The organism is Paraburkholderia sp., assembly GCF_035501035.1.
Taxonomy (GTDB): Bacteria; Pseudomonadota; Gammaproteobacteria; order Burkholderiales; family Burkholderiaceae; genus Paraburkholderia.
Genome location: NZ_DATJWR010000281.1, coordinates 1 through 23,108 on the forward strand (window position 1 = coordinate 1; position 23,108 = coordinate 23,108).

The window sequence follows — 23,108 nt, forward strand, 5'->3', positions numbered from 1 at the left end:
CTCGGGCGTGGTGATCGTGGCGGACGGCACACAGGCGGCGCACGAGCGGCTTGGCCGCGTGCTGCTCAACGATCCGGCCACGGGCGTGATGCGCCACGCGGACGCCGGTTACGAACTCGCGCAGCAGACCGCGCGCGAGGCGGGGCTCAAGCTGCCGATGCTGGGCCGATGAGCGGCGCGAAGGCAGTGCACGCAGCCGGACTCACGTTGCTGCGCGGTGCGGCGCTCGTGGCGTCGCCGTGGAAGAACGGCGGCGGCGTCACGCGCGAGATTGCGGTGGCTGCATTGGCCGCAGGAGCATCACAGCCGCACTCCCAGGTGGCCGCGTCGCTCGACACGTTCGCGTGGCGCGTGAGCGTGGCCGATGTCGCGCAGGCGGGGCCCTTCTCGCGCTTCGAGGGCGTGGATCGCACGCTGGTGCTGCTCGAAGGGGCGGGCATGCTGCTCGACGAGGCGGGCATCATGCACGCGCTCACGCAGCCGCTCGACGTGGCGCACTTTGCGGGTGAAGCGCAAATCGAAGCACGCCTCGTGAATGGCCCCACGCGCGACTTCAATCTCATGGTGCGTCGTGGCGCGGCGCGCGGCACGCTCGAAGTGTGGCGCGAAAACCAGCGGCGCAGGATACAGGCGCAAACGGCGCTGCTGTATTGCGCGCAAGGCGAGCTTGACGTGCGCGTAGACGGCGATCGCCATGTCCGTCTCGAGACGGGCGATACGCTGCGCATCGATACGCTCGACGCTCACTGCCCGGTGCAAATCGAGACGCACGGCGCTGGCGCGTTGCTTGCCGTCGCGCTGGACGTGCTGCAGCAAGACACTACGGACACGGCATCGCACGGTGCCGTGCAGACCCAATGAAACGCACTCTTTGGCAGAACCTGAAGCTGTGCCCGAATGGCGATCCGGGCCATACCGTCGAAAGCGCGGCAATCGCCGTGGAAGACGGCAAGATCGCATGGCTCGGCGCTGTGGCCGAGCTGCCGCCGCAATTCGCCGAATGGCCGCGCGAGGACCTGGGGGGCGCCTGGGTGACGCCTGGCCTCGTCGATTGCCATACGCACCTTGTCTACGGCGGCCAGCGCGCCGATGAATTCGCGCAGCGTCTGGCTGGCGTGAGCTACGAAGAGATCGCGCGGCAGGGTGGCGGCATCGTGTCGACGGTGCGCGCCACACGCGCTGCCGACGAAGCTTCGCTGCTCGCGCAGTCGGCGGCGCGTCTGGAAGCGTTGCTGGCCGAGGGCGTAACGGCCGTCGAGATCAAATCGGGCTATGGCCTCGATCTCGCGTCGGAACGCAAGATGCTTCGCGTTGCGCGGCTGCTGGGCGAGCGCTATCCGGTCACGGTGCGCACGACCTTCCTCGGTGCGCACGCGTTGCCACCCGAATTCGCAGGCCGCGCCGACGACTATATCGACGAAGTGTGCGAGCGCATGCTCCCCGCGCTCGCCGACGAAGGACTCGTCGATGCCGTCGATGTGTTCTGCGAACGAATCGGCTTTTCGCTCGCGCAGAGCGAGCGCGTGTTCGAGGCCGCCGCGCGGCGCAAGCTCGCGGTCAAGATGCACGCCGAGCAGCTCTCCAACAGCGGTGGCGCGGCGCTCGCGGCGCGTCACGGCGCCTTGTCGGCCGACCATCTGGAGTTTCTCGACGAAGCGGGCGTTGCCGCCATGAAGGACGCCGGCACGGTGGCCGTGCTGCTGCCGGGCGCGTATTACTTCATCCGCGAAACGCAACTGCCGCCGCTCGATCTGCTGCGGCGCTACGAAGTGCCGATCGCCATTTCGACCGACAGCAATCCGGGTACGTCGCCCGCTACGTCGCTGCTGCTCATGATGAACATGGCGACCACGCTGTTTCGCATGACCGTGCCCGAGGTATTGCAGGGCGTGACGCGGCATGCCGCGCAGGCATTCGGCGATGTGGAGCGTCATGGCACGCTCGCCGTTGGCCGCCCCGCGGACTTTGCCGTGTGGCCGGTGCAGTCGCTCGCGGAACTTGCCTACTGGATCGGCCGCCCGCTTTGCGCACGCGTGGTGCGCGGCGGCAAAACCGTTTTTAAGCGTGGTCTTGACGCATGAATCACACCATCGAAAAGAATCCGGCTTCACGTGCGCTCTTCGCGGAGCACGCGTACCTTCCCGACGGCTGGCGCCGCAACGTGCTGCTCGAATGGGACGCAACGGGCACGCTGCGACGCGTGACGCCCGATCTCGCGCAGGCGCCACAAGGCGTCGGGAGCGCGGCAGGTCCGATCACGCCTGGGATGCCTAACCTTCATTCGCACGCGTTCCAGCGCGCGATGGCAGGTCTCACCGAATACCGCGCGAACCCCACGGACAGCTTCTGGAGCTGGCGCGACCTGATGTACCGCTTTGCCGCGCGCATCACGCCCGACGACCTCGGCGCGATCGCACGCTGGCTCTATGTCGAGATGCTCAAGGCGGGCTACACGTCGGTTTGCGAATTCCACTACGTGCATCACGCGCAGGATGGCCAGCGTTACCCGAGCCCCGCCGAACTGGCGCAGCGCGTGGTCGACGCGGCGGGGGTAACGGGCATCGGCATGACGATGCTGCCCGTGCTCTATCAGTACAGCGGCTTCGGTGCGCGCGCGCCGCGCGAGGACCAGCGCCGCTTCATCAATACGCCGGAGCAGTTGCTCGGTATCGTCGAGGCGTTGCGTGCGTGGCAGCCCGAACATGGTGCGTTGCGCTATGGCGTCGCGCCGCATTCGCTGCGCGCGGTTTCGCAGGACTCGCTGCGTGCACTGCTCGAAGGTCTCGATAGCGGGCTACCCGGCGCTCCCGTGCATATTCACATCGCAGAGCAAACGGCCGAGGTCGAGGCCTGCATCGGGACCGAAGGTGCGCGGCCCGTGCAATGGCTGCTCGACCGCTTCGACGTGAACGCTCGCTGGTGCCTCGTGCATGCCACGCATGTCGATGCGCAGGAGACGGCCGCGCTCGCGAAGAGCGGTGCGATTGCGGGCCTGTGCCTGACGACCGAAGCGAATCTGGGCGACGGCATTTTCCCGGCGCGCGACTATCTCGACGCGGGCGGAGCTTTTGGCGTGGGTTCGGACAGCCATATCGGCGTGGATTGGCGCGCGGAGTTGCGCTTGCTCGAATATGGCCAACGGCTCGCGCGACGCGAACGCAACGTGCTGGCCGCGCCGCATCGCGCGCAGGTCGCCGACCGACTTTTCGACGCGGCACTCGCCGGAGGCGCAACCGCGACGGGGCGCAAGGTGGGCGCATTGAGGGAGGGCGCACGCGCGGACTGGATCGTGCTCGACGCTCGACATCCGAACCTGGCGGAGCAGAAGCCGCTCACGTGGCTGTCGTCGGTCGTGTTCTGCGAACATGGCGAAACGCCGGTGCTCGACGTGTATGCGGGCGGCGAGAAAGTCGTGGAAGGACGACGCCATCGCGACGAGGCACGCCTCTACGCCGACTATCGTGCAACGCTCGCCAGACTGCTGGCCGAGGCTTGATCCCCCGCGCCACTCACGAGACTATTTTCCCATGACCGAAATCTTTTCACTGGAACGCGGCACGGCTCCGCTCATCATTTCGATTCCGCATCTGGGCACGCATATTCCCGCGGCGATGCGTGGCCAGTACACGGACGTCGCCCTGACTGTCGCCGATACGGACTGGCATCTCGACCGCCTCTACGCATTCGCGAAGGAGCTGGGCGCGACCGTGCTCGGTGCGCGCGTCTCGCGCTATGTGATCGACCTGAACCGTCCGCCGAACGACGAGAGCCTGTATCCCGGCCAGACCACCACGTCGCTGTGCCCGACCGAAACGTTTCGCGGCGAACCGCTCTATCGCGAAGGTTGTGCGCCCGATGCGGCGGAACGGCAGCGTCGCGTGCAGACGTTCTGGCAGCCCTATCACGACACGCTCGGCGCCGAGTTGAAACGCCTGCGCGCGGCGCACGCGAACGTGCTGCTGTGGGAGGCGCATTCGATCGCAAGCGTGCTGCCGCGGCTGTTCGACGACAAGCTGCCCGACCTGAACATCGGCACCCAGGACGGACGCACGACGAGCGCAGAGGCACAGGCGCGTGCGGAACGCGCGGCGGCGGCGAGCGGTTATACCTGGATCGCGAATGGCCGCTTCAAGGGTGGCTATATCACGCGTCATTTCGGTGCGCCGCAGGATGGCGTGCATGCAATCCAGCTCGAGATGTGCCAGTCGGTGTACATGAACGAAACGGCGCCATTCGATTACGTTCCCGCGCTCGCGGAGAAGGTTCAGCCCGTGCTGCGTGAGATGGTGGGCGGGGCGCTCGAGGCGATAAAGGTGATGAACGAAGCGGCGGCTTGAGGCTGCTGGTTCATTCAATAAGCACATGCACAACGGCTCTGGATCGTGAGATCCAGAGCCGTTTGTATTTTTTGCGCAATGTGCTCGACGCAAGCCCGCATCAACACAACCCCTCACCTTCGCAACATCTCTGCAATCGTCTGTGTCAGCAAGCTCTGCTTGTGCACTTTCCGGTGGATCATACCCACCTCGCGGATAAACGGCGGCCCAGGTAGCGGCACGAGCCGCAAATTCGGATCGCTCTTCCAATTGCCACCCTGCAGCACGGGCAGCACGCTGACACCCACGTCGTTGCGCACCAGCGAGACGATCGTTTCGATCGAATTCAGCTCCAGGTACTCGAGCGGCTCGATGGCGAGCTCGGCAAGCGCGCGGTCGATCACGACCCCGGTCGGCACGCGCCGGTCGAAGCGCAGGAAGCCACGCTCGCGCAGGATGCGGCGTGCGTCGTCGCCCGGCGTCGCGCGGCTCGTCACGAGCATCAGCGGTTCCTCGTAGAGCGGCGTCCAGGCGAGCGTTTCATGCAGCGAACCATCGGCGCTGCCGACCACCACCGCGAGATCGACGTCGCCGTCTTCCACCATGCGCGCAAGCTCGTTCGAGCGGGCGGAGGTCAGGCGCACCTCTAGCTCCGGGTGGCCGGTTTTCAGATGCGCAACGGCGAGCGAAAGCGCGCCGATCACCGATACCACCGCGCCGATGATGACCGAGCCGCGCATCGTATCGCCCGCACTGGCCGGCAACTCGTCGATCAGCGCGAGAATATGCTCGACCTTCGCGCAGATCTCGCGGCCTTCGCGCGTGAGCGCGACCTGGCGGGCGCGGCGGTCGAAGATCTGCCGCCCCAGCGCCTCTTCGAGCCCGCGCATCTGCAGGCTCACGGCCGCCTGCGTGAGCGCGGTCTTCTCGGCCGCCGTGGCGAACGAACCGCTGCGCGCGACGGCCTGCAAGGTGCGCAGCATGCGTAGAGTCAACATGTAAGAAAATCTTGAGTATCAACAATAAAATATTAATATTTTTTTGCCTGGTCCTTCAAGATAATCGATGAATCGGCATGGGCCGCGCGAGCAGCGAGCACGTGCGGCTTGCGGCGCGGCGCAACGGCGGCCGCGCTTTCACTCATTACCGGAGCCTGGACTTCCATGACGCGCTTCAACTGGCAAAACCCGTATCCGACACCGCGTCTGCCGGTGTTCGCCCGCAACATCGTTTCGACTTCGCATCCCCTCGCCGCGCAGGCGGGGTTGCGCATGCTCTGGAAGGGCGGCAACGCCATCGACGCCGCGATTGCCGCTGCGGCAGCGATCACGGTGGTCGAGCCGGTATCGAATGGCTTGGGCAGCGACTGCTTTGCGCTCGTCTGGGACGGCGCGAAGCTGCACGGCTTGAACGCATCGGGTCCGGCGCCGGTGGCATGGAGCGTCGATTACTTCCGTCGCAAATACGGCGAGGAAAACGGCCTCGCGCAGCAGCCCAAGCGCGGCTGGGACACGGTGACCGTGCCCGGCGTGATCGCCGGCTGGGAGGCGCTGCACGCGAAGTTCGGCTCGCTGCCGTTCGCGGACCTCATGGAGCCGGCCATCGAAATCGCCGAGCGCGGCCACGCGGTGGCGAGCATCGTCACGCGCAAGTGGCAGGCCGCAATTCCCGAGCTGCACAACCAGCCGGGCTTTGCCGAAACTTTCATGCCGCGCGGCCGGGCGCCCGAAGTGAGCGAGCGCGTGTGCCTGCCTGGCCACGCCGCCACGCTGCGCCGGCTCGCCGAACGCGGCCCGCGCGACTACTACGAAGGCGAACTCGCCGAACGCATCGCCGCGTTTGCGCGTGAAGGCGGCGCCGCGCTCACGTTCGACGATCTGCGCAACTATCGCCCCGAATGGGTCGAGCCTATCGGCAAGGACTATCGCGGCTACACCGTTCACGAGATCCCGCCGAACGGGCAGGGCATTGCGGCGCTGATCGCGCTCGGCATTCTCGAACAGTTCGACATCGGTTCGCTCGCGCTCGACAGCGTCGAGTCGCAGCATCTGCAGATCGAGGCGATGAAGCTCGCGTTCGCCGATGTCTATCGCTATGTCGCCGATCCGCGTTCGATGGAAGTGACGCCCGAGCAGATGCTCGACGACGCCTACCTGAAGGAGCGCGCGAAGCTGATCGATCCGAAGCGCGCGACGCATTTCGACTTCGGCATGCCGCGCTCGGGCGGCACGATCTATCTCTCCGCCGTGGACGAGCGCGGCATGATGGTGAGCTTCATCCAGTCGAACTACATGGGCTTCGGCTCGGGCGTGGTCGTGCCGGGCACGGGCATCGCGCTGCAGAACCGCGGTTGCGGCTTCTCGATGGACCCGGCCTCACCGAACGTCGTGGAGGGCGGCAAGCGCCCGTTCCACACCATCATTCCCGCTTTCCTCACGCAGCAGGTGGACGGCCGCCAGGAGGCGGTGATGAGCTTCGGCGTGATGGGCGGCGACATGCAGCCGCAAGGGCATCTGCAGTCGGTCGTCCGCATGCTCGACTATGGCCAGCAGCCGCAGGCTGCGTGCGATGCGCCGCGCTGGAAGGTCAACCGCGATTTCACGCTCGATATCGAGTCCACCTTCGACGCGCAGACGGCACGCGCGCTGGAGGGTCTCGGCCACGAGATCAAGGGCATCGACGATCCGTACATGGACTTCGGCTCGGGCCAGTTCATCTGGAAGCTCGATCGCAACGATCCCGAGCGCGGTTACGTGGCTGCGAGCGACACGCGGCGCGACGGACTCGCAGCGGGCTTCTAGGCCACGAATGGCACATGTCGCGGCGCACCTCGCGCGAGGCGCCGCGTTCCGTGTCTCACCGGGAGCGGGAAGTATTCCACTCGGTGGATGGCAATCGATGAGTACACCAAATGAAAGTGGAGGGGACTGAGATGGAAACCCGGTCATCAGGTTCGGGCGGCCCGCGGGCCGCAGAGGCGTCGCCGCCCCGAGCGCCGCTCAGCCGCGCCATGGTGCGCCGCATCGTCTTCTCCTCGTCGATCGGCAACGCGCTCGAGTGGTTCGACTTCCTCGTATACGGCTACTTCGCGCCGATCATCGCGAAGCAATTCTTCCCCGTGCACGACGAGTGGCTTTCCACGCTGCTTGCCGTGGGCACCTTCGGCATTTCCTTCCTGATGCGTCCGCTCGGCGCGATCGTGCTCGGCATCTACGGCGACCGCAAGGGGCGCAAGGCGGCGCTCACGCTCGCCATCGCGCTCATGATGGCAGGCACGCTGGCGATGGCGTTCATGCCGCCTTATGCGTCCATCGGCATTGCGGCGCCGCTGCTGATCCTGCTCGCGCGCCTCGTGCAAGGCTTCGCGGTGGGGGGCGAGTTCGGCAGCGCGACGGCGTTCATGGTCGAGCATAGCCCCGCAAGGCGCGGCTACTACGCAAGCTGGCAGTTCGCGAGCCAGGGCGCGGCCGCGATTCTCGCGGCTTCGTTTGGGTCGTTGCTCGCGTGGTGGCTCCCGCCCGCGGAACTGCAGGCATGGGGCTGGCGCGTGCCGTTCTTCTTCGGACTCCTGCTCGGGCCCGTGGGCTACTACATTCGCTCGCATCTGGACGAGACGCCGGAGTTCGTCGCGAACCAGCAAGCGCGGGTGCAACAAGATGCGCAGGCAACGAATGAGCCGCGCCTCACGCGCCAATGGGCCAACCTGGTGCTCGCGGTGGGCATCGTGGCGCAATCGACCGTCGGTGTGTACATCTTGCAGCTCTACATGCCGATGTACGCGGTGAAGCAGCTCCATATGGCCGCGGCCACTTCGTTCGGCGTGGTCGTGCTCAACGGCGGGCTGCAGTTCGCGCTCTCGCCGGTGATGGGCGCGCTCTCGGATCGCATCGGCCGCGTGCGCATCATGCTGACCACGTCGGTTCTGCTTGCTTCGCTCACCTATCCGATGTTCGCGATGCTGCAGCGCCATCCCACGCTCGGCTGGCTGCTCGTGCTGCAAGGTGCGGCAGGCGTGTTCAAGGCCGCGTATTCGGGCCCGATGCCCGCGTTGATGTCGGAGATCTTTCCCGTGCGCGTACGCTCGGCTGGGCTCTCGATCGCCTATAGCCTGGGAGTGACGCTCTTCGGCGGTTTTGCGCCGACCATTGCCGAACTGCTGATCCACGTGACCGGCGATACGCTCGCGCCGGCTTATTACGTTTCGCTTGCCGCCGTGATCTCGGGTATTTCGCTCGCGATCGTAGGCTGGCGAACGATGCGGCGGTCTGCGATGCAGGCCTCGCTCGCCAGCTGATAATCCGAAGTCCTGATCGAGTTGCTTGATGCCGCGCCCGCAGAATCGCCCGCTAAAACAGGGCGTGAATGCGGGCGCGGCGCTTTTGTGCGGCCTGTTTCGAAGCCGCGCGCGGAGCTCGCTGAACGCGTTCGCAAGTGGTGATATAGTCGGCCCCTCACCGCCGGCCGGCGGGGCGAGAATTACGTTTTGTCAGGTTTCGGGAGAGTGTATGGCAGTCGAATATCGTGGCTTTCGAGTCACTGTCGATGCGAAAGCAGATGCGACGGACACGCAATGGCTGTGCCGCGCAGTTGTGGAAGGAATCGAAGCACAAGCTCAAGAGGCGAAGCTGCCTTGCGTCGAGCTTGCGATTCCCAAACTGAAGATCGATGTGCTGATGGCGCTCAGCATGGTCGAACAAACGGCAAAGCAAGCCGTCGACGAGTGGCACGCAAAACAGCCCGAACTGGCTTGATGGTTCGTGCGCAGGCAGCCTTCACGCGGCTGCCGCGCTCTGCGCTCAACGCGCAGTCACGGTTGAAGTGGGGATCCCGGTGATCGCCTCAGTCACAACCGCAGTTGCAACCGCAGCCACGACATTTCGTGGCCGACCCTCATAAAATGCCGCGATATTCTCCACGAGTTGATCCGCGAGTGCCTGCATGGCTTCGTTGCTCGCCCACGCAACGTGGGGTGTGAGAATGAATGCCGGGTGCGAGAGGATGGCCTGGAACGGATGATCGGCAGGGAGCGGTTCCTGCGTCGTGACATCGAATCCTGCGCCTGAAATCACACCGGACCGGAGCGCCTCGACGAGCGCCGCTTCGTCCACGAGTCCCCCACGCGCCGTATTGATGAGCAAGGGCCGCCGCTTCATGCGCGCGAACGCCGTGCCGTCGATCAGATGCCGTGTTTCCGCCGTGAGCGGACAGTGCAGCGTGATGATGTCGCTGTGTTCGAGCAGCGTATCGAGCGGCACGTAGCCCGCTTGCGCATCGCTGCGCGTCTTGCGCGCCGCGAAGAGGATGCGCAGCCCCAGGGCGCGTCCCATTTGCGCCACCGCGCGCCCCAACGCGCCGTCTCCGATGATGCCGAGCGTCGATCCGGCGAGATCGTGGATCGGAAAATCAAAAAAGCAGAACTGCCGCGATTCGAGCCAACGGCCCGCTCGCACGGCGTCGCGGTATGCGAGCAGGCTGCGACGCAGTGCGAATATCAACGCGAACGTATGCTCCGGCACGCTGTGGCCGGCATAGTCGCGCACGTTGCTCACCACAACGCCGCGCGCCTCGCAGGCGCGTAGATCGACGTTATCCGTGCCCGTGGCGGCAATGGCGACCATGCGCAGGCGCGCCGCGCCGTCCACCGCTTTGGCGGTGAGGCGCACTTTGTTCGTGATGACGATGTGCGCGTTACGTATGCGGGAAGCGACTTCGTTGGGTGCCGTGTGATCGAACGTTTCCAGCGTGTGTTCGAAAGGCAGCGGGCGAAGCTGCGTTTGGGGCGCGAGGGTCGCGCGATCGAGAAAGACGACATGCATGGTGCGAGCCTTGAGCGAAAAAGGGTCTGTCCGTTCATTGTCCCTTGCCGCGCATGAGCGTGGATTGCGCATTGCGCCAGCTGACTTTCCGGTGAGGAAACGCGCAGCCCAGGCCACGCGACGCGGGAAACGCTTCAACCGGGTGAGCAATCGCGCACCCTTTCCATTTGCTCAAGCCAGATTGAGCAAGCATCGATTATCAAAGCGGGCGGGCGGGTTCATGATGCTGTTCATAGTCGCAACAGCCAGGGGACACAGCCATGCCACGACCACTCGAAGGAATCCGCGTTCTGGAACTCGGACAGCTCATTGCGGGCCCGTTCGCGGGCCGCATGCTCGCCGAATTCGGCGCGAGCGTGATCAAGGTGGAGCCGCCGGGCGTCGGCGATCCGCTGCGTAAATGGCGTTTGCTGCACGACGGCACATCGGTGTGGTGGGCCTCCCAGTCGCGCAACAAGGAGTCGGTCACGCTCGATCTGCGCACGCCCGAAGGGCAGGACGTGATTCGCCGTCTCGTAGCGCAAACCGACGTGCTGATCGAGAATTTCCGCCCCGGCACGCTCGAAGGCTGGGGCCTCGGCTGGGACGAGCTCAGCGCGATCAATCCCGGCCTCATCATGCTGCGCGTCTCGGGCTACGGGCAGACGGGGCCGTATCGCGACCGGCCCGGCTTCGGCGTGGTCGCGGAGGCGATGGGCGGCCTGCGCCACCTGAGCGGCGAGCCCGGGCGTACGCCGGTGCGCGTCGGCATCTCGATCGGCGACTCGCTCTCGGCGTTGCACGGCGTGATCGGCGTGCTGCTGGCGCTGCGACATCGCGAGCAGCAGGGCGGCAAGGGGCAGGTCGTCGACGTCGCGCTCTACGAATCCGTCTTCAACATGATGGAGAGCCTGCTGCCCGAATATTCGGTGTTCGGCGCCGTGCGCCAGCCGGCGGGCAGCAGTCTGCCGGGCATCGCGCCGAGCAACGCCTACCGGTGCAGCGACGGCAAGTACGCGCTGATCGCGGGCAACGGCGACAGCATCTTTCGTCGACTGATGGAACTGATCGGGCGCCCGGACCTCGGCAATGATCCCGCGCTCGCGCAGAACGACGGGCGTGTCGCGCAGGTCGAGCGTATCGATGCCGCCATCAGCGAATGGACCGCGCGCCACACGCTCGACGCGGTGCTCGCGGGGCTCAACGAAGCCCGCATTCCTGCGGGGCGCATCTACGATGTCGCGGACATCGCGGCCGATCCGCACTACCACGCGCGCGAGATGATCGTCGAAGACGCCTTGCCCGACGGCACGGCGGTGCAGGTGCCGGGCATCGTGCCGAAGCTTTGCGGCACGCCCGGCAAGATCGAGCACAGCGCGCCGACGCTCGGCGAGCATACCGACACGGTGCTGGAATCGATAGGCATAGATGCTGCGACGCGCGAAGCATGGCGTGCGCGCGGCGTGATCTGAAAGGAGATCGGCAAGATGACGACAAGCAACAGGGAAGACATCCGGGGCAAGCGGCTGTACATCAACGAAGTGGCGACGCGTGACGGTTTCCAGAACGAAGCCGCCTTCATCGACACCGACGACAAGATCGCATTGATCGACCGCCTCAGCGCATGCGGCTACGCGAAAATCGAGGTGACTTCGTTCACCTCGCCCAAGGCGATTCCCGCGCTGCGCGACGCGGAGGCGGTGATGCACGGCATCGTGCGCGTGCCGGGTGTCGTCTACACGGTGCTCGTGCCCAACGTACGCGGCGCCGAGCGTGCGCTTTCGTGCAACGTGGATGAAGTGAACCTCGTGATGTCGGTGAGCGAGAGCCACAATCGCGCCAATCTGCGCATGACGCGCGAGCAATCCTTCGCGCAGTTGCGCGACGTGATCGACGCGGTGCGCGGCACGGGCGTGGCGATCAACGTTTCGCTCTCCACGGCGATGGGCTGCCCGATGGAAGGCGACGTGCCGCTGGAGGGTGTGCTGGGCTGGATGCAGCGGTTCGAGCAACTGGGCGTGCAGGGCATCACGCTCTGCGACACGACCGGCATGGCGCATCCCGCGCAGGTTCGCGCGCTGTGCGAACGCGCGGCGCAGGCGTTCGGCGCGCTCGAGCTCACGCTGCATTTTCACAACACGCGCGGCATGGCGCTCGCGAACACGCTCGCGGCGCTCGATGCGGGCATCGTGCGCTTCGACGCCTCGCTCGGCGGCCTGGGTGGCTGCCCTTATGCGCCTGGCGCGACGGGCAACGTTTGTACCGAAGAGCTCGTGCACATGCTCGAACTCGACGGCTACGACACGGGCGTCAATCTCGCGGCCGTGCTCGACGCCGCGGCGCTTCTGCCCGGCTTGATCGGCCACGACGTACCGAGCCAGATTCTCAAGGCCGGCCGCCGCCTCGACCTGCACCCGGTTCCGGAGCAGGCGCAAGACAAGTCCGGGCAACGGGCATTCTCATGACAAGGAGCTTTGCATGGCATTGATCGACCACCTCGACCATCTGGTGTTGACCTGCGTGGACCCCGAGGCGACGAAGCACTTCTACACGCAAGTGTTGCAGATGCAACTGGAGACCTTTGGCGCAGGCCGGCTCGCGTTTCGCTTCGGCAACCAGAAGATCAATCTGCATGTGCGAGGCTCGGAGTTCGAGCCGAAGGCGCATGTGCCGGTGCCGGGTGCGCTCGACCTGTGCTTCATCGCGGCGGTGCCGCTCGACGCCGTGATCGCGCATCTCGAGGCCATGAAGTGGCCGATCGTCGAGGGGCCGGTCGAGCGGACGGGCGCAACGCAGAAGATTCGCTCGGTTTATGTGCGCGACCCGGATTTGAACCTCATCGAGATTTCCGAGCTGATTTAGGCCGGGGTTCCGACGCGGGAATGGCGCTCACGCCCGTTGTCGTACCCGTCTTGCCTGTTTCGCCGTCGAACCGGGGGGCGCCGGACGGCGGCGAGCATGCCGGCCTGCATGGCTGGCAAGCGGACGTGCATCGCAGCACGTCCGCTCCTCCGTTCCCCTATCTTCACGGCAGCGAGCAACGTGCGCATCGCCGCATCGCCACTTCGCTGCTTCGCGTCGTGGGCTTCCGCCATGGCGCGCGATGCAGGACAATCGTTTTTCGCGCCGGCATCGCTTCCTGCTCATCCATCATGGTCAATCCTCTTCATTTCGATCTGCAGTCGCTGCGGGTATTCCTGCTCGTTGCGGAGCACGGCAGCCTCACGAAGGCAGCCGAGCATGGCCAGCTCACGCTTTCGGCGGTCAGCAAGCGCATTGCCGAGCTCGAGAGCGTGACCGACTGCGCCTTGTTCATCCGCCGCGCGCGCGGCGTGGATCTCACGCCCGCGGGGCACGCGCTGCTGGAGCACGCAACGCGCGTTGTCGATCAGGTGAACCGCATGGCGACCGAAATGAGCGACTACGCCGCCGGCGTGCGCGGACACGTGCGCATGTGGGCGAACACGTCGGCGATCGTGCAGTTCCTGCCCGTCGACCTCGCGCGCTTTCTCAGTGAGCATCCGGGCATCAAGGTCAGCCTCGAAGAACGGTTGAGCCACGAGATCGTCGAGGCGCTCGGATCGGGCAAGGCCGACCTCGGCGTGTTCGCCGACAACGTTCCGGCGCCAGGCATCGAGCGGCGGCTCTATCGCCGCGACGAACTCGTGCTGCTCGTGCCGCGCGGTCACCGCTTCGCGCACCTCGACGTGATCCGCTTCGCGGATACGCTCGACGAAGACTACGTGGGCTTGAGCGACGGCAGCTCGCTGCTCGCGCGCATGACCGACGCGGCGTTCGCCATCGAACGATCATTGAAGCTGCGTATCCAGGCCTCGAACTTCGACGGTGTGTTCCGCATGATCGAAGCGGGGCTCGGCATCGGCATCCTGCCGCGCGACGCCGTGAGCGACGATCGCGGCAAGGCTGGCGTCGTCAAGGTGAAGCTGGCGGACGCATGGGCGACACGCACGCTCTGGGTAGGGGTGAAGGCCGGCAGCCAGCCGAGCTCCGATATCGTGAGCCTGTTCGACTACATGTCGGCGCGCGCGGCGCAATGAGAACCGGGGCAGGCCGCCTGTAGCGGCGGCTGCCCCGGTAGTCGATGGTTGGCGGCGAGATCGATCAGACCGGATTGATTTCGTCCTGGCTGCGCCGCGTAGTGAGCGGGCCGAGCGCACGCAACGTGACGGCCACGATAGCGAGTGCGCCCGAAATCACACCGAACATCGCGAGCGGGCCATGCTGGGTGAGCACCGGCAGCAGAATGAACGGCAGCGCGCTGCTGACGATGCGCGATAGCGAATAGGTGCTGCCGATGGCGGTCGAGCGTACGCTGGCCGGAAAGATCTCCGCCTGATAAACGTGATAGGCATTGCTGAATACATTCGAAGCACAAGTAGTCAGTAGGCCGAAGCAGACGATCATTGCCGGATGATCCGAATAGGCAAAGCCGAGACCGAAGATCGCAATCGAGATCAGCGAGGCGATCACGAGCGTGCGGCGCTCGATCCAGCTGAGGAGCGGCACCGAGAGCAGAGAGCCGATCGGATAGCCGAGGAAAGAGAGGGCGACGAAGAGCGTGCTGCCCGTTACGTCGATGCCGCGGCTTTTCACGACCACGCCGGCGAGCGTGCCGAAGCCGTAATAGCCGAAGCCCTGGAACAGGTGAAAGACGACGAGCATCAGATAACGCTTGTCATAAGGCGCGCGACGCAGCAGGGCGATACGTTCGCTCAACCGCAGGGGGTGTCGATGCACTTGCGCCCCGGCGAAGCGCTGCGGCATGTGTACGCCGGCGCTTTCGGCGAAGCGGCGCAGCATGGCATGGGCTTCGTCGGAGCGGCCTTGCGCCAGCAGCCAGCGCGGGCTCTCGGGCAGGCGATGCTGGACGGCCAGCACGAATACCGCTCCGAGGCTGCCGATGGCGAGAATGATGCGCCACCCCGCAATGCCGCCCAGATGCAACGGATTGAGCCACACCGCGAGGAAACCGACGAACGGCACCGCGACATACGAAGTGGTATAGGCCCAGGCGGCCAGCCGGCCGCGGCGCTCCTTCGGCAGGATTTCCGAAAGAAAGCTATCGGCCACGGGATAGATCGCGCCGACGCCCACCCCCGTGAGGAAGCGGCAGATCACGAGCATGGTGGCGTCCACGGAGAACGCGGCGATCAGCGAAAACGCGCTGTACCAGGCGAGCGTGAAGAGGAAAGCGCGCCGCCGGCCGATGCGGTCGGCGAGACTGCCGAGGCAGAGCGAGCCGAAGAACATGCCGACGAAGGCCGAGGCCAGCAGGAGCTTGAACGCGAGGCTGTGCGCATCGAGCCCGTATTCGTTCTGCAGCGCAGCGCCGACCGAACTGACGAGGAAGATCTCGTACATGTCGAAGAAGAGGCCGATGCCGATGACCCACACCACGAACCGGTGCAACGCGCCCACTGGCATGTCGTCCATGAAGCTGCTGAACGTGACGTCATGGGAGGGGCGGTACGGGGCTTCGGCGGCTGGCGGGTGTCGCGGGGCCTCGCCCGGCACACTGCCGCCGAGGTCCAGGGGATGGGTTTTCATGCTGTCTCCGGTTTTCTGGTGCCGCGCATTGGACCGCGGTTTGGGCACGCCCGGCGCATTCGTTACGGACGGGGTGTGATGGCTAGTCTGGGTGACTTTCGTCTGCGCGAAAATTGAGCAAGCCTCAAGCGTACTTTCCTGGCGAGAAAGGCTTTTGAGGCGCCCAATGGCGTTTGCGGCGCGAGAGAGGATGAAGACGACAGCCTTGACGCGGCGCCTGGCAGCCTCGCGTCGGGGAATGAAGACGGAACCGGGTGCGGTTTCTGAAGTCATCCTGACGATATCCACAAGCTGTGAAAATCGCTGTCAATCTGGCAAGCGTCGTCGCAGGCACGCGGATAGGCTGCTGGTCGGCCGGTTTCGCTTGAAGCGGGCAACCGCGCATCCGGCTTCCATCAAGGCGCGAGTTCGGCCTTGACGCTCTCGATCACAGGGGTGCCGTCGTCGTCGATCAGCGAGAACAGTACTTCGGCGCTTTCGACCGCCTGGGCATCGAACTGATCGAACTGATCGAACTGGTCGAGTTCGAGCGTCGACTCGGAGAGCGGCGCGACCATGTCGGGCGTGATTTGCTGCGAGTGGCCGCCGGCCTTCACGAGGACCGCGCTGAGGGTCGCGTAGTAAGGCGTCGGGTTACCGATCCTGAGCGTGAGTTTGCCCGCGGCTTTCGCGAGCGAGAATGCGAGCCGCTTCGGCAGTTCGCGCGGCCCGTAGGGCAGTCCGGCCGGGCGCATGAAGACCTTGATCTGCGTGCGCATCGTGACCACGACGGCCCGCGCATCGTCGAGCTGATGCTTGAGCAAGCCCGGAATCTCGTACAGGTTGAGCCAGAACAGCGATTCGCGATCCGACGGCAGGTTCGCGCCGGAGTAGATGATCCGCAGGCTGGTCTGGTCGCCCGCGGCCATGCGGAAAATCGGCGGCAGCGTGACGAACGGTGCGGTCGATTCCTGGGGCACGGCGTCGATGCGGCCGTCGTCGACCCATGCCTGGACCAGTACGGGCCAGGTGTTGGCGTTGAAGACATGCAGCGATTGCTCGGTCTCGCCAGCGGGAAATACCACGCGCGATGCTTCGGGCGTCACGCCCGCTCGAGCCGGCGGGCTCAGCGTGGCGGCCAGCAGCATAGCGTGCGCGAGTGCGAGGCCGGCGAGGCGAAGGGGACGCCGGGTGTTTGCGAGGTGCTGGCGAATGTCTGCGAGGGGGCGCAGGGCGTGCGCGACGCGTCGGATGGCATCCGCGAGCACGCGCAGGGTGCCTGCCGGGGGCCGCCGGGCGTCCGGCCGCACACGACGGCCCCCCGGCCCTGAGTCGCATCCGCGAATACGGCAAAGCGAGGCGGAACCCATGTTGCGCTCGGGCTTACTGGACACGGACGATAACCTGCGCGGTGGCGTTGTATCTGCCGGGCGTGACGGGCACCGTTCCAGGCGCGAAGGCCTTGAAGGTAGCGATGATGCTGCGAGAATACGAAGTCAATCCCACGCCCGGCGACCCGATCGAGGTCGCGTCGTTCAGGACCGGATCCCAGCCATCTTTCGCGCCGCCCATCGTTACATACTGGTTCGTGAGGAAGTTCAGCGCGCCGCCGCCTGGTCTCGTGAGGGCGACGCCGACGCCGGTCGCAACCGTTGGATCCGTGCCGTAGTTGTCCGAGAGCAGCCAGGTCACGGCGCTGCCCGTGGTCTTGAGTCCTGCCTTGACCGCTGCCTGTGCGTTGGCCGGCTGCGCGAGGATGCCGAGTGCGGTCTGGTTGGCCGCGGTGCCGCTCGAGAAAGCGGTCATGCCCGATGGGGTCGCCGACTGGCATCGCATCTGAATCGTCACGGGCAACTGCCGGGTGAGGCCCTGATTCAGCTCGCTCACGGTAATCAAGGGAAAGGAGACGACCGGTGTGACATTGGTCACGGCGCAGGTTGCCGTTCGCCTGATATAGACGGTGTGATAGGGGGCGATCGCTCCCGGCCATCTGAAGGGGAACCCGGAAAATGCCGTGCTGCTGTCGGCGCCGACCTGTACGCTGCCGCCGAAGTTGGGCGCGACGAATGCCACATAACCCACCGGTCGGGTGTGGGACCAGTAGCCGGGATTGGCGGAGGTGCTGGAATAGTGTGCGGTGCAGGTGCTGCACTGGAAGAATTCGAGCTTGTACTGGCTGAAGTTTCTGGCTTTCACGAGGAGCCACCCCTGGCTGTCCTTGTCGAGGCCCGTCAGTTGCCGCGCGGCCCAGTAGCGGGAACTGTAGCGTCCCGTCGCGAGGTTCGTGATGCGCGATATGAGGCCTTTGTAATAGGTGTAGTAGGTGCCGGGAATGCCGGAGTCCGCGCTCGCGTCCCACTTGCCCGCATGTTCGTTGTCGCCGTTCGTCGCGTAGTACTCGTACAGCCCATTGGCCGTGGCGGCCTCGGGCGAGCAGCGGAACAGGACCATTTCGGGGCTATAGGTGCCCACGCCGTTGGCCCCCAAGTTATAGATCGGCGAAGTCGCGCTGCCGAGCAACGTGCCGTCGGGCACGAAGGGCGGCGTGTTGATCGTGACGGTCATCGGGTAGGCACCTTGTCCCGCTGTGTCGCTCGCACCTGTCCAGTTCGACGTAATCGTGCCGGGATCGGTATAGAACGCGCTGTCCACGTTCGTTATGAGCCTCGTGATCCTGTAGCATCCCGTCAACTTGGACACCGCCCATGACGATGTGGGCAGGCCCATGCCGAGCACGCAGGCGAGCAGCGTCAGCCGGCTGGTTCGATGCGCGAGGAACTGGCGTACACGAAAACGGATGAATATGCCGGACATGGGCGGCGCTCCTGTTTGCGGGTCTGTTGTGTCGGATTCTCTGTCGATGACGGAGCGCAGCGGCCGGGCGCCGGGCTGCGTGCCCGGGTTCGCCCACGGTCTGCGCAGAGTCTGCGCATGTTATGCGCACGTTATGCGCGGCGTTGCTCATGGCGTGGCCGACGCCTCAATGGGGGTGCAGGCGGCCGTCAGGTTCAGCAGGGCGGCCTTTAGATCCTGCCCGCTCAAGTCGTAAGCAATCGCGCACCGGCTGTCGTGCCGCTCGCTCCACTTCACGGTGACGACGCCGCGGTCCGAAGGCACGCGCGCGTAGACCTGGCCGCCCTGGCCAACCATGCCGATGGTGGCGCCGTCGCTGTTCAGGACGTCGGCGCCAAGCGGCAGGGGGTTGCCGTCCGGCAGCGTGGAGCGGATCAGCACGGCGTGGCCGGTGAGGGTCGAGAAGCGCAGCAGCACGGCCGAGCCCGGATAGGGCGCGACGCGCAACGGGTTGCCCGTGAGCTCCGCGTTGCCGCTAATGCCCTTGCTGTCGAGCGCGACGTCGTTGTAGCGATAGGCCGTGAGCGAAGGCACGATCGCATAGCCCCTGCGATCCACTTGCGCGCCCTGGCCGTTGCGCACCGCCGCGCCCTCGGCGCCTTTGGCCTCGACGATGCCGAAGGTGTCGGAGAGCCAGGGCCCAAAGGTGACGCCGCCGCTGTGCGCGACCGCCGACCCGCGCGCTGTGGCGCCGACCTGCCAGAAGCCGTTGCCATGCGAGTAGCTCGACCCCACTGTGATTGTCGGCAGGTTCTTCTGGACGTTGCCGCTGATGCTGGGCTGGCCGCCGCCGCTCTGCGCCGTGCCTGTGAGGCCGTAGCTGAAGGTCTGGGCTTCGTCGGCGATGCCGGAGACCGAAGTCTGATACGTGCTGCTCGAATTCGAGGCGAGCGTGACGCCGCCGGAGAGCGAAGCGGTGCGCGGCCCGGCGCCGAGCGGAATCGATACGGTCGCCATGAAGGCGTTCGAGGCCGGATACTGGATGCCCGTCTGCATGCCTGTCTGGCTTTCGCCCGAGAAGAAGCCCGGCCCGTACGTCGCATAGAGCGACCCGGTGTGCTGGCGCACGAACGACAGGTTGTAGCTCCACGAACGGTAGCGGTTGTTGTAGCTGATCTGAAACTGCGTATCGCGTGACCTGGCCCCGTAGTAGTTGCTCACGCCAAGCGACAACGAGAGCGAGCCGTAGCTGTTGAGGTCCTGATTTACGTTGACCGTCAACTGGTTGCGTTGCTGATACGTGCTCGATGACCAGGCCTGGCCTCTTCCAAAGGCGGCGCGCGCGCCGAGCGCGTCGACGAAATCTCGATAGCCGCTCGTCGAATAGCGGTAACCGGCGAGCGCGAAGGTAGTCTGCGTTGCCGCGATCGTATGGCTGTAGGTGACGGAGCCGAGCCAGCCGTTGGTGTGATGACCGGGCACGTCGAGCGCGTTCGACCATGACGCGTTCACGCCGAACGCGCCGATGCGGGTGGCGAACACCGCTCCCGCTAGCAGCGCCTGGTAGTCGTTGGCCAGGCGGGTGGCGCCGTTGAGCGTGAGGCTGTTGGTCAGGCCGCGTTCGTAGGTCAGGTCCGCGAACATGGCATTTGCGCCCTTGATCTGGCGCACCCTGCCAAGCGTCAAGCTGTAATGGGACGCACCTGCACGCCGCGAGTTCGGCACGGCCGAGAACGGCACGACAAACGTGGACACGTGTCCGTTTGCTTCGAACACCTGAACGGTCAGGTCGCCTTGAAAGCTGGTCGGATTGAGATCAGTAATCCTGAATGGTCCTGGCGAGACGGTGGTCTGGTAGATCGCATTGCCATTCTGGCTGATGACCACACGCGCATTCGTATTCGCGATGCCGGTCACGACGGGCGCATAACCCTGCATCGAATCGGGCAGGGCACGCTCGTCGGTTTCGATGTGAATGCCGGTATAGCCGACCGAACTCAGCAGGTTGCCGCTCGTGAAGCTCTGCCCGACGACGAGATTGCTGCCAATTCCCGGCAGGGGCCGCTCGGCGTAAGCGCGGATAGTGTTCCAGCGCGAGTAGCGGATATTGCCGCCGTCCGAATAGCTGTAGGAGGACTGCTGATGCAGGCGCCAGAGACCGAAGTTCACGCCCGCGTTCAGGCCGGCATAGAACGAATTGGTCTTGAGGCCAAGCGCCGACCATGTGTAGTAGTTGGTGTCGTAGTTGAGGTAGGCCATGGTCTGGCCGGCGTCGAGGTTCTTGATGTCGACCGAACCACGCGGCGTGCTTTTCATCAGCGCCTGGGGGACGCTGATGTCGAGACGCAGCCGCGACAGGTCGAATACCGAGGACGCGCCTTCGACGCGCCCTGCGATTGGCAGGCATTCCCCGGGCGTGACCGTGTCGCCGGCTGTGTCCGCGCTGGTGGTCATGCCGCTGCGGCTATCGGGCAACGGCGCTTCGGCGGGCGCGGCGTCGACGTTGTCGTCGCCGGACTTGATGCCGGAGACGAGCACGCCGCTTTCGCGCAGGAACACATCGCTCAGGCAGGGGTGGGGTTCGCTGTCCTGGGCCGAGCGAAAGTCAACGGCCTTGCGCGAGATGAAGTTGCCGTTCAGATAGATGTCCACCTGATAGCGGCCCGGGTCGATGACGCTCGCCTTGTTGTAGCGCTCGATATCAGCCACGCCCAGCGGTGAACCGAGCAGAAGCTGGCTGTCGAAGTTGTACGCCGGCGCGGCGATGCCGGGCCTCCTGGTTTCGGCGACGTCGGGCGCGGCGAGCAGCGGGAAGGCTGGCGCCGCGAAGCCGAGCGCGACCATGCCGAGCGACAGCCCGCAGGGCGAATGCGGGTCTTTTTTCGATGCACGACTTGCCGCGTGGCGCGTGAGGCTCGCCGCAGCGTGCACGGCGCCCTCCATTTCAATTTCTTCCCGTCGTGAATGTGAGCGGATACTCGGCTTCGCGGATTGCGCCGTAGTCATCGACGTATTTCACTTTTACGCGCACGGTGGCGCTGTCGTTGATGTGTGCGGATTCGACCTTCCAGCTTTCCCCTGAATGTGGCGCGATCATGGAAGGGGTGAAGGTCGTGACGCGCGAACCGCTGACGAGGCCGCCCTCGGTGAGCGAAATGTAGTAGCCCGAAGCGTTGTTCGCGCTGAGGCGCCATTTTCCGGCTTCGCTCTCGAGATGAAAACTCAGCTGTTCAGGCGCTTTCGGCGCGCTGCCTTCGATGCCTGTGGGGCGATAGAAAATCTTGAGCCGGTTGCGCAGCATGACCAGCATCTGGTTCTGGTCGGCGTAAGCGCTGTTGACGGAGGGGATTTCCAGGGTGTTCAGATAGAACACCGATTCTCGATCCTGGGGCAAATCCTTGCCGGTAAACACGAGGCGCACGGTCTGCCCAGCTTTCGCATCGATCCTGAAGACGGGCGGCGTCACGATGAAGGGGGCATTGGCGTTCTGGGGCGTGGACTCGGAATCGCCGGAATCGACCCAGAGCTGCATGACGCTCGGCGAATCGTTCTGGCTGGTGAACTGGAGGGTCTTCTCGGGCGCGTCAGCGGCGTAGATTACCCGGGTCGCGGACAGGACGACGCTGGCCGACGCGTTTCCCAGTTGCGCCGCCAGCACCAGCGATGCCACCGCTTTGAACAATTTCGCGTTGAACCACGTCATGCCGTTTTGCCTTCCTTGCAGGAACGATTGAGAAAACTGGCCTGTGAGTCTCCGGACCCGGCACGCGGCGCCAGGCCCGGAGCGGAGCAACACTCGGGCTTTATTGATAGCTGATCGCGTATTGCACGCTACCGCGCACCGAACCGGGGGTCGGGTGACCCAATGCGCTGTAGTAGCGAACGGCGAAGTTGTGTGTTGCCGAGGTTGCGTTGGCAGCGAGGGTCAGCCCGGTGGCGGCATAGCCCGCAGAGCTGGGCAGGATGAACGGCTTGGAAGGCGAGGTGGGATCCAGCAATTGCAGTGCTACGCCGACTGCGCTGCCGGTGTTGCCGAGGTTGCCGCCGGCGTCGACCTGGTTGCCGACGAACACCGTCTTGATCGGCGTTGCGCTCGACGCCGCCGTGCAGCCGGTCACGTCGATCGTGAACGTGGTCAAGCCTGCGGTGCTGCCTGGAGCCTCGAGCTGCGTGGTCGGGACCGTTTGCAGGAGAACTCTTGGGTTTGCCGCGTTACCGTTGATGGAGACCGAGCAGGTCTGGGTCGAGACTTCGCCCTGAAAGGTGATGGTATTCGCGCTCTGCGCGAATGCCAGGGCGGGAGCCGTGGTGGCAGCAACAGCAGCGATCTTGGCGATGTGGTTGTTGGGAAACATTGAAATTCCTATTGGGGTCAATGAAGCCCTTAACGTAAGCGTAAGAAGTGTGAAAGGAGATAGGAATATTCCTAAAAAGAGTCAAGAATCGCGAAATATGTAAATAAACGTCAATTGGTAATTGACGTGTTGTGCAAAATGTATTAGGCGGGTCGCGAGGGGTTGGAGTGAAACTTGCGCTCACAAGAACTCCACGCCCGGTTGACGGCGGGGCAGATGGGACGGTTGATAATCTGTGGTCGATCAATGACTTACGCGAAGCAAGTCCCCGTACGATTGAACCGGTGCGCGCTGTGCTGAAC

20 protein-coding genes and 1 pseudogene are annotated in these 23,108 nt (G+C 65.0%); 12 read left to right on the top strand and 9 right to left on the bottom strand.

The genetic code is table 11. The annotated features are described in order from the left end of the window. From VMJ11_RS20855 to hutG, 5 genes and pseudogenes are all read left to right on the top strand, one after another. Positions 1–172: pseudogene (locus VMJ11_RS20855) on the top strand (urocanate hydratase); the annotation flags it as partial. Beyond that, positions 169–861 (top strand): HutD family protein, encoded by a 693-nt coding sequence (locus VMJ11_RS20860; protein WP_325621321.1) that lies wholly within the window; start codon positions 169–171, stop codon positions 859–861. The pseudogene VMJ11_RS20855 and the gene VMJ11_RS20860, both read left to right, overlap by 4 nt. Next, a complete protein-coding gene (gene hutI / locus VMJ11_RS20865; protein WP_325621323.1) occupies positions 858–2,081 on the top strand; it encodes an imidazolonepropionase in 1,224 nt (407 codons plus the stop codon). Before VMJ11_RS20860 ends, hutI begins: the two co-directional genes overlap by 4 nt. Beyond that, a complete protein-coding gene (locus VMJ11_RS20870; RefSeq protein WP_325621325.1) occupies positions 2,078–3,496 on the top strand; it encodes a formimidoylglutamate deiminase in 1,419 nt (472 codons plus the stop codon). Before hutI ends, VMJ11_RS20870 begins: the two co-directional genes overlap by 4 nt. A gap of 31 nt (positions 3,497–3,527) precedes the next feature. Further along, positions 3,528–4,337 (top strand): N-formylglutamate deformylase, encoded by an 810-nt coding sequence (gene hutG, locus VMJ11_RS20875; RefSeq protein ID WP_325621327.1) that lies wholly within the window; start codon positions 3,528–3,530, stop codon positions 4,335–4,337. Between the two features lie 113 nt (positions 4,338–4,450). On the opposite strand, the gene VMJ11_RS20880 is transcribed toward hutG, so the two are convergent. Together VMJ11_RS20880 and VMJ11_RS20885 are read right to left on the bottom strand one after the other, a co-directional pair. Next, positions 4,451–5,314 (bottom strand): LysR family transcriptional regulator, encoded by an 864-nt coding sequence (locus VMJ11_RS20880; RefSeq protein ID WP_325621329.1) that lies wholly within the window; start codon positions 5,312–5,314, stop codon positions 4,451–4,453. A 32-nt stretch (positions 5,315–5,346) separates the two neighbouring features. Further along, positions 5,347–5,481, bottom strand: a complete 135-nt coding sequence (locus tag VMJ11_RS20885) for a hypothetical protein (protein WP_325621332.1) — start codon at positions 5,479–5,481, stop codon at positions 5,347–5,349. Between VMJ11_RS20885 and VMJ11_RS20890 the strand changes: the two genes are divergently transcribed. The 3 genes from VMJ11_RS20890 to VMJ11_RS20900 all read left to right on the top strand — a co-directional run bounded on the left by VMJ11_RS20890 (position 5,480) and on the right by VMJ11_RS20900 (position 9,067). Then, entirely contained in the window at positions 5,480–7,117 is a 1,638-nt protein-coding gene (locus tag VMJ11_RS20890) for a gamma-glutamyltransferase family protein (protein WP_325621334.1), read from the top strand. The two genes, VMJ11_RS20885 and VMJ11_RS20890, sit on opposite strands and share 2 nt — an antisense overlap. 131 nt (positions 7,118–7,248) lie before the next feature. Continuing rightward, a complete protein-coding gene (locus VMJ11_RS20895) occupies positions 7,249–8,610 on the top strand; it encodes an MFS transporter (RefSeq protein ID WP_325621335.1) in 1,362 nt (453 codons plus the stop codon). Between the two features lie 211 nt (positions 8,611–8,821). Next, positions 8,822–9,067 carry a hypothetical protein gene (locus tag VMJ11_RS20900; protein WP_325621336.1) on the top strand — a complete coding sequence of 82 codons (246 nt, stop codon included), beginning with the start codon at positions 8,822–8,824 and terminating at the stop codon, positions 9,065–9,067. Between the two features lie 45 nt (positions 9,068–9,112). Here the strand turns inward: VMJ11_RS20900 and VMJ11_RS20905 are convergent, their stop codons facing one another. After that, the gene (locus VMJ11_RS20905; protein ID WP_325621338.1) at positions 9,113–10,132 is read right to left on the bottom strand and encodes a D-2-hydroxyacid dehydrogenase; all 1,020 of its coding nucleotides are present in this window, start codon (positions 10,130–10,132) and stop codon (positions 9,113–9,115) included. Between the two features lie 260 nt (positions 10,133–10,392). Between VMJ11_RS20905 and VMJ11_RS20910 the strand changes: the two genes are divergently transcribed. The 4 genes from VMJ11_RS20910 (at position 10,393) to VMJ11_RS20925 (ending at position 14,169) form a co-directional block, all read left to right on the top strand. Next, entirely contained in the window at positions 10,393–11,583 is a 1,191-nt protein-coding gene (locus VMJ11_RS20910) for a CoA transferase (protein WP_325621340.1), read from the top strand. A gap of 15 nt (positions 11,584–11,598) precedes the next feature. Then, entirely contained in the window at positions 11,599–12,576 is a 978-nt protein-coding gene (locus VMJ11_RS20915) for a hydroxymethylglutaryl-CoA lyase (protein ID WP_325621342.1), read from the top strand. Positions 12,577–12,589: 13 nt separating this feature from the next. Continuing rightward, entirely contained in the window at positions 12,590–12,973 is a 384-nt protein-coding gene (locus tag VMJ11_RS20920) for a VOC family protein (RefSeq protein ID WP_325621344.1), read from the top strand. A gap of 290 nt (positions 12,974–13,263) precedes the next feature. Then, the gene (locus VMJ11_RS20925) at positions 13,264–14,169 is read left to right on the top strand and encodes a LysR family transcriptional regulator (protein WP_325621346.1); all 906 of its coding nucleotides are present in this window, start codon (positions 13,264–13,266) and stop codon (positions 14,167–14,169) included. Positions 14,170–14,233: 64 nt separating this feature from the next. Here VMJ11_RS20925 and VMJ11_RS20930 read toward each other — a convergent pair whose 3' ends face one another. From VMJ11_RS20930 to VMJ11_RS20955, 6 genes are all read right to left on the bottom strand, one after another. Continuing rightward, complete coding sequence (locus VMJ11_RS20930; RefSeq protein ID WP_325621348.1) at positions 14,234–15,679, bottom strand: MFS transporter; 1,446 nt, start codon at positions 15,677–15,679, stop codon at positions 14,234–14,236. Between the two features lie 395 nt (positions 15,680–16,074). After that, positions 16,075–16,806: a molecular chaperone gene (locus VMJ11_RS20935; protein ID WP_325621350.1), complete on the bottom strand. Its 732-nt coding sequence runs from the start codon at positions 16,804–16,806 to the stop codon at positions 16,075–16,077. A 235-nt stretch (positions 16,807–17,041) separates the two neighbouring features. Continuing rightward, positions 17,042–18,472: a fimbrial protein gene (locus VMJ11_RS20940; RefSeq protein ID WP_325621352.1), complete on the bottom strand. Its 1,431-nt coding sequence runs from the start codon at positions 18,470–18,472 to the stop codon at positions 17,042–17,044. 147 nt (positions 18,473–18,619) lie between these two features. Beyond that, positions 18,620–21,394 carry a fimbria/pilus outer membrane usher protein gene (locus tag VMJ11_RS20945; RefSeq protein ID WP_325621354.1) on the bottom strand — a complete coding sequence of 925 codons (2,775 nt, stop codon included), beginning with the start codon at positions 21,392–21,394 and terminating at the stop codon, positions 18,620–18,622. A gap of 1 nt (position 21,395) precedes the next feature. Continuing rightward, the gene (locus tag VMJ11_RS20950) at positions 21,396–22,154 is read right to left on the bottom strand and encodes a molecular chaperone (RefSeq protein WP_325621355.1); all 759 of its coding nucleotides are present in this window, start codon (positions 22,152–22,154) and stop codon (positions 21,396–21,398) included. A gap of 100 nt (positions 22,155–22,254) precedes the next feature. Next, positions 22,255–22,806, bottom strand: a complete 552-nt coding sequence (locus tag VMJ11_RS20955) for a fimbrial protein (protein ID WP_325621358.1) — start codon at positions 22,804–22,806, stop codon at positions 22,255–22,257. Positions 22,807–23,108: the final 302 nt, after the last annotated feature.

Excerpts from the sequence above, each read along its gene's own strand:
- VMJ11_RS20860 (WP_325621321.1), top strand. The coding sequence starts at position 169 with ATGAGCGGCGCGAAGGCAGTGCACGCAGCCGGACTCACGTTGCTGCGC.
- hutI (WP_325621323.1), top strand. The coding sequence starts at position 858 with ATGAAACGCACTCTTTGGCAGAACCTGAAGCTGTGCCCGAATGGCGAT.
- VMJ11_RS20870 (WP_325621325.1), top strand. The coding sequence starts at position 2,078 with ATGAATCACACCATCGAAAAGAATCCGGCTTCACGTGCGCTCTTCGCG.
- hutG (WP_325621327.1), top strand. The coding sequence starts at position 3,528 with ATGACCGAAATCTTTTCACTGGAACGCGGCACGGCTCCGCTCATCATT.
- VMJ11_RS20880 (WP_325621329.1), bottom strand. The coding sequence starts at position 5,314 with ATGTTGACTCTACGCATGCTGCGCACCTTGCAGGCCGTCGCGCGCAGC.
- VMJ11_RS20890 (WP_325621334.1), top strand. The coding sequence starts at position 5,480 with ATGACGCGCTTCAACTGGCAAAACCCGTATCCGACACCGCGTCTGCCG.
- VMJ11_RS20885 (WP_325621332.1), bottom strand. The coding sequence starts at position 5,481 with ATGGAAGTCCAGGCTCCGGTAATGAGTGAAAGCGCGGCCGCCGTTGCG.
- VMJ11_RS20895 (WP_325621335.1), top strand. The coding sequence starts at position 7,249 with ATGGAAACCCGGTCATCAGGTTCGGGCGGCCCGCGGGCCGCAGAGGCG.
- VMJ11_RS20900 (WP_325621336.1), top strand. The coding sequence starts at position 8,822 with ATGGCAGTCGAATATCGTGGCTTTCGAGTCACTGTCGATGCGAAAGCA.
- VMJ11_RS20905 (WP_325621338.1), bottom strand. The coding sequence starts at position 10,132 with ATGCATGTCGTCTTTCTCGATCGCGCGACCCTCGCGCCCCAAACGCAG.
- VMJ11_RS20910 (WP_325621340.1), top strand. The coding sequence starts at position 10,393 with ATGCCACGACCACTCGAAGGAATCCGCGTTCTGGAACTCGGACAGCTC.
- VMJ11_RS20915 (WP_325621342.1), top strand. The coding sequence starts at position 11,599 with ATGACGACAAGCAACAGGGAAGACATCCGGGGCAAGCGGCTGTACATC.
- VMJ11_RS20920 (WP_325621344.1), top strand. The coding sequence starts at position 12,590 with ATGGCATTGATCGACCACCTCGACCATCTGGTGTTGACCTGCGTGGAC.
- VMJ11_RS20925 (WP_325621346.1), top strand. The coding sequence starts at position 13,264 with ATGGTCAATCCTCTTCATTTCGATCTGCAGTCGCTGCGGGTATTCCTG.
- VMJ11_RS20930 (WP_325621348.1), bottom strand. The coding sequence starts at position 15,679 with ATGAAAACCCATCCCCTGGACCTCGGCGGCAGTGTGCCGGGCGAGGCC.
- VMJ11_RS20935 (WP_325621350.1), bottom strand. The coding sequence starts at position 16,806 with ATGCTGCTGGCCGCCACGCTGAGCCCGCCGGCTCGAGCGGGCGTGACG.
- VMJ11_RS20940 (WP_325621352.1), bottom strand. The coding sequence starts at position 18,472 with ATGTCCGGCATATTCATCCGTTTTCGTGTACGCCAGTTCCTCGCGCAT.
- VMJ11_RS20945 (WP_325621354.1), bottom strand. The coding sequence starts at position 21,394 with ATGGAGGGCGCCGTGCACGCTGCGGCGAGCCTCACGCGCCACGCGGCA.
- VMJ11_RS20950 (WP_325621355.1), bottom strand. The coding sequence starts at position 22,154 with ATGACGTGGTTCAACGCGAAATTGTTCAAAGCGGTGGCATCGCTGGTG.
- VMJ11_RS20955 (WP_325621358.1), bottom strand. The coding sequence starts at position 22,806 with ATGTTTCCCAACAACCACATCGCCAAGATCGCTGCTGTTGCTGCCACC.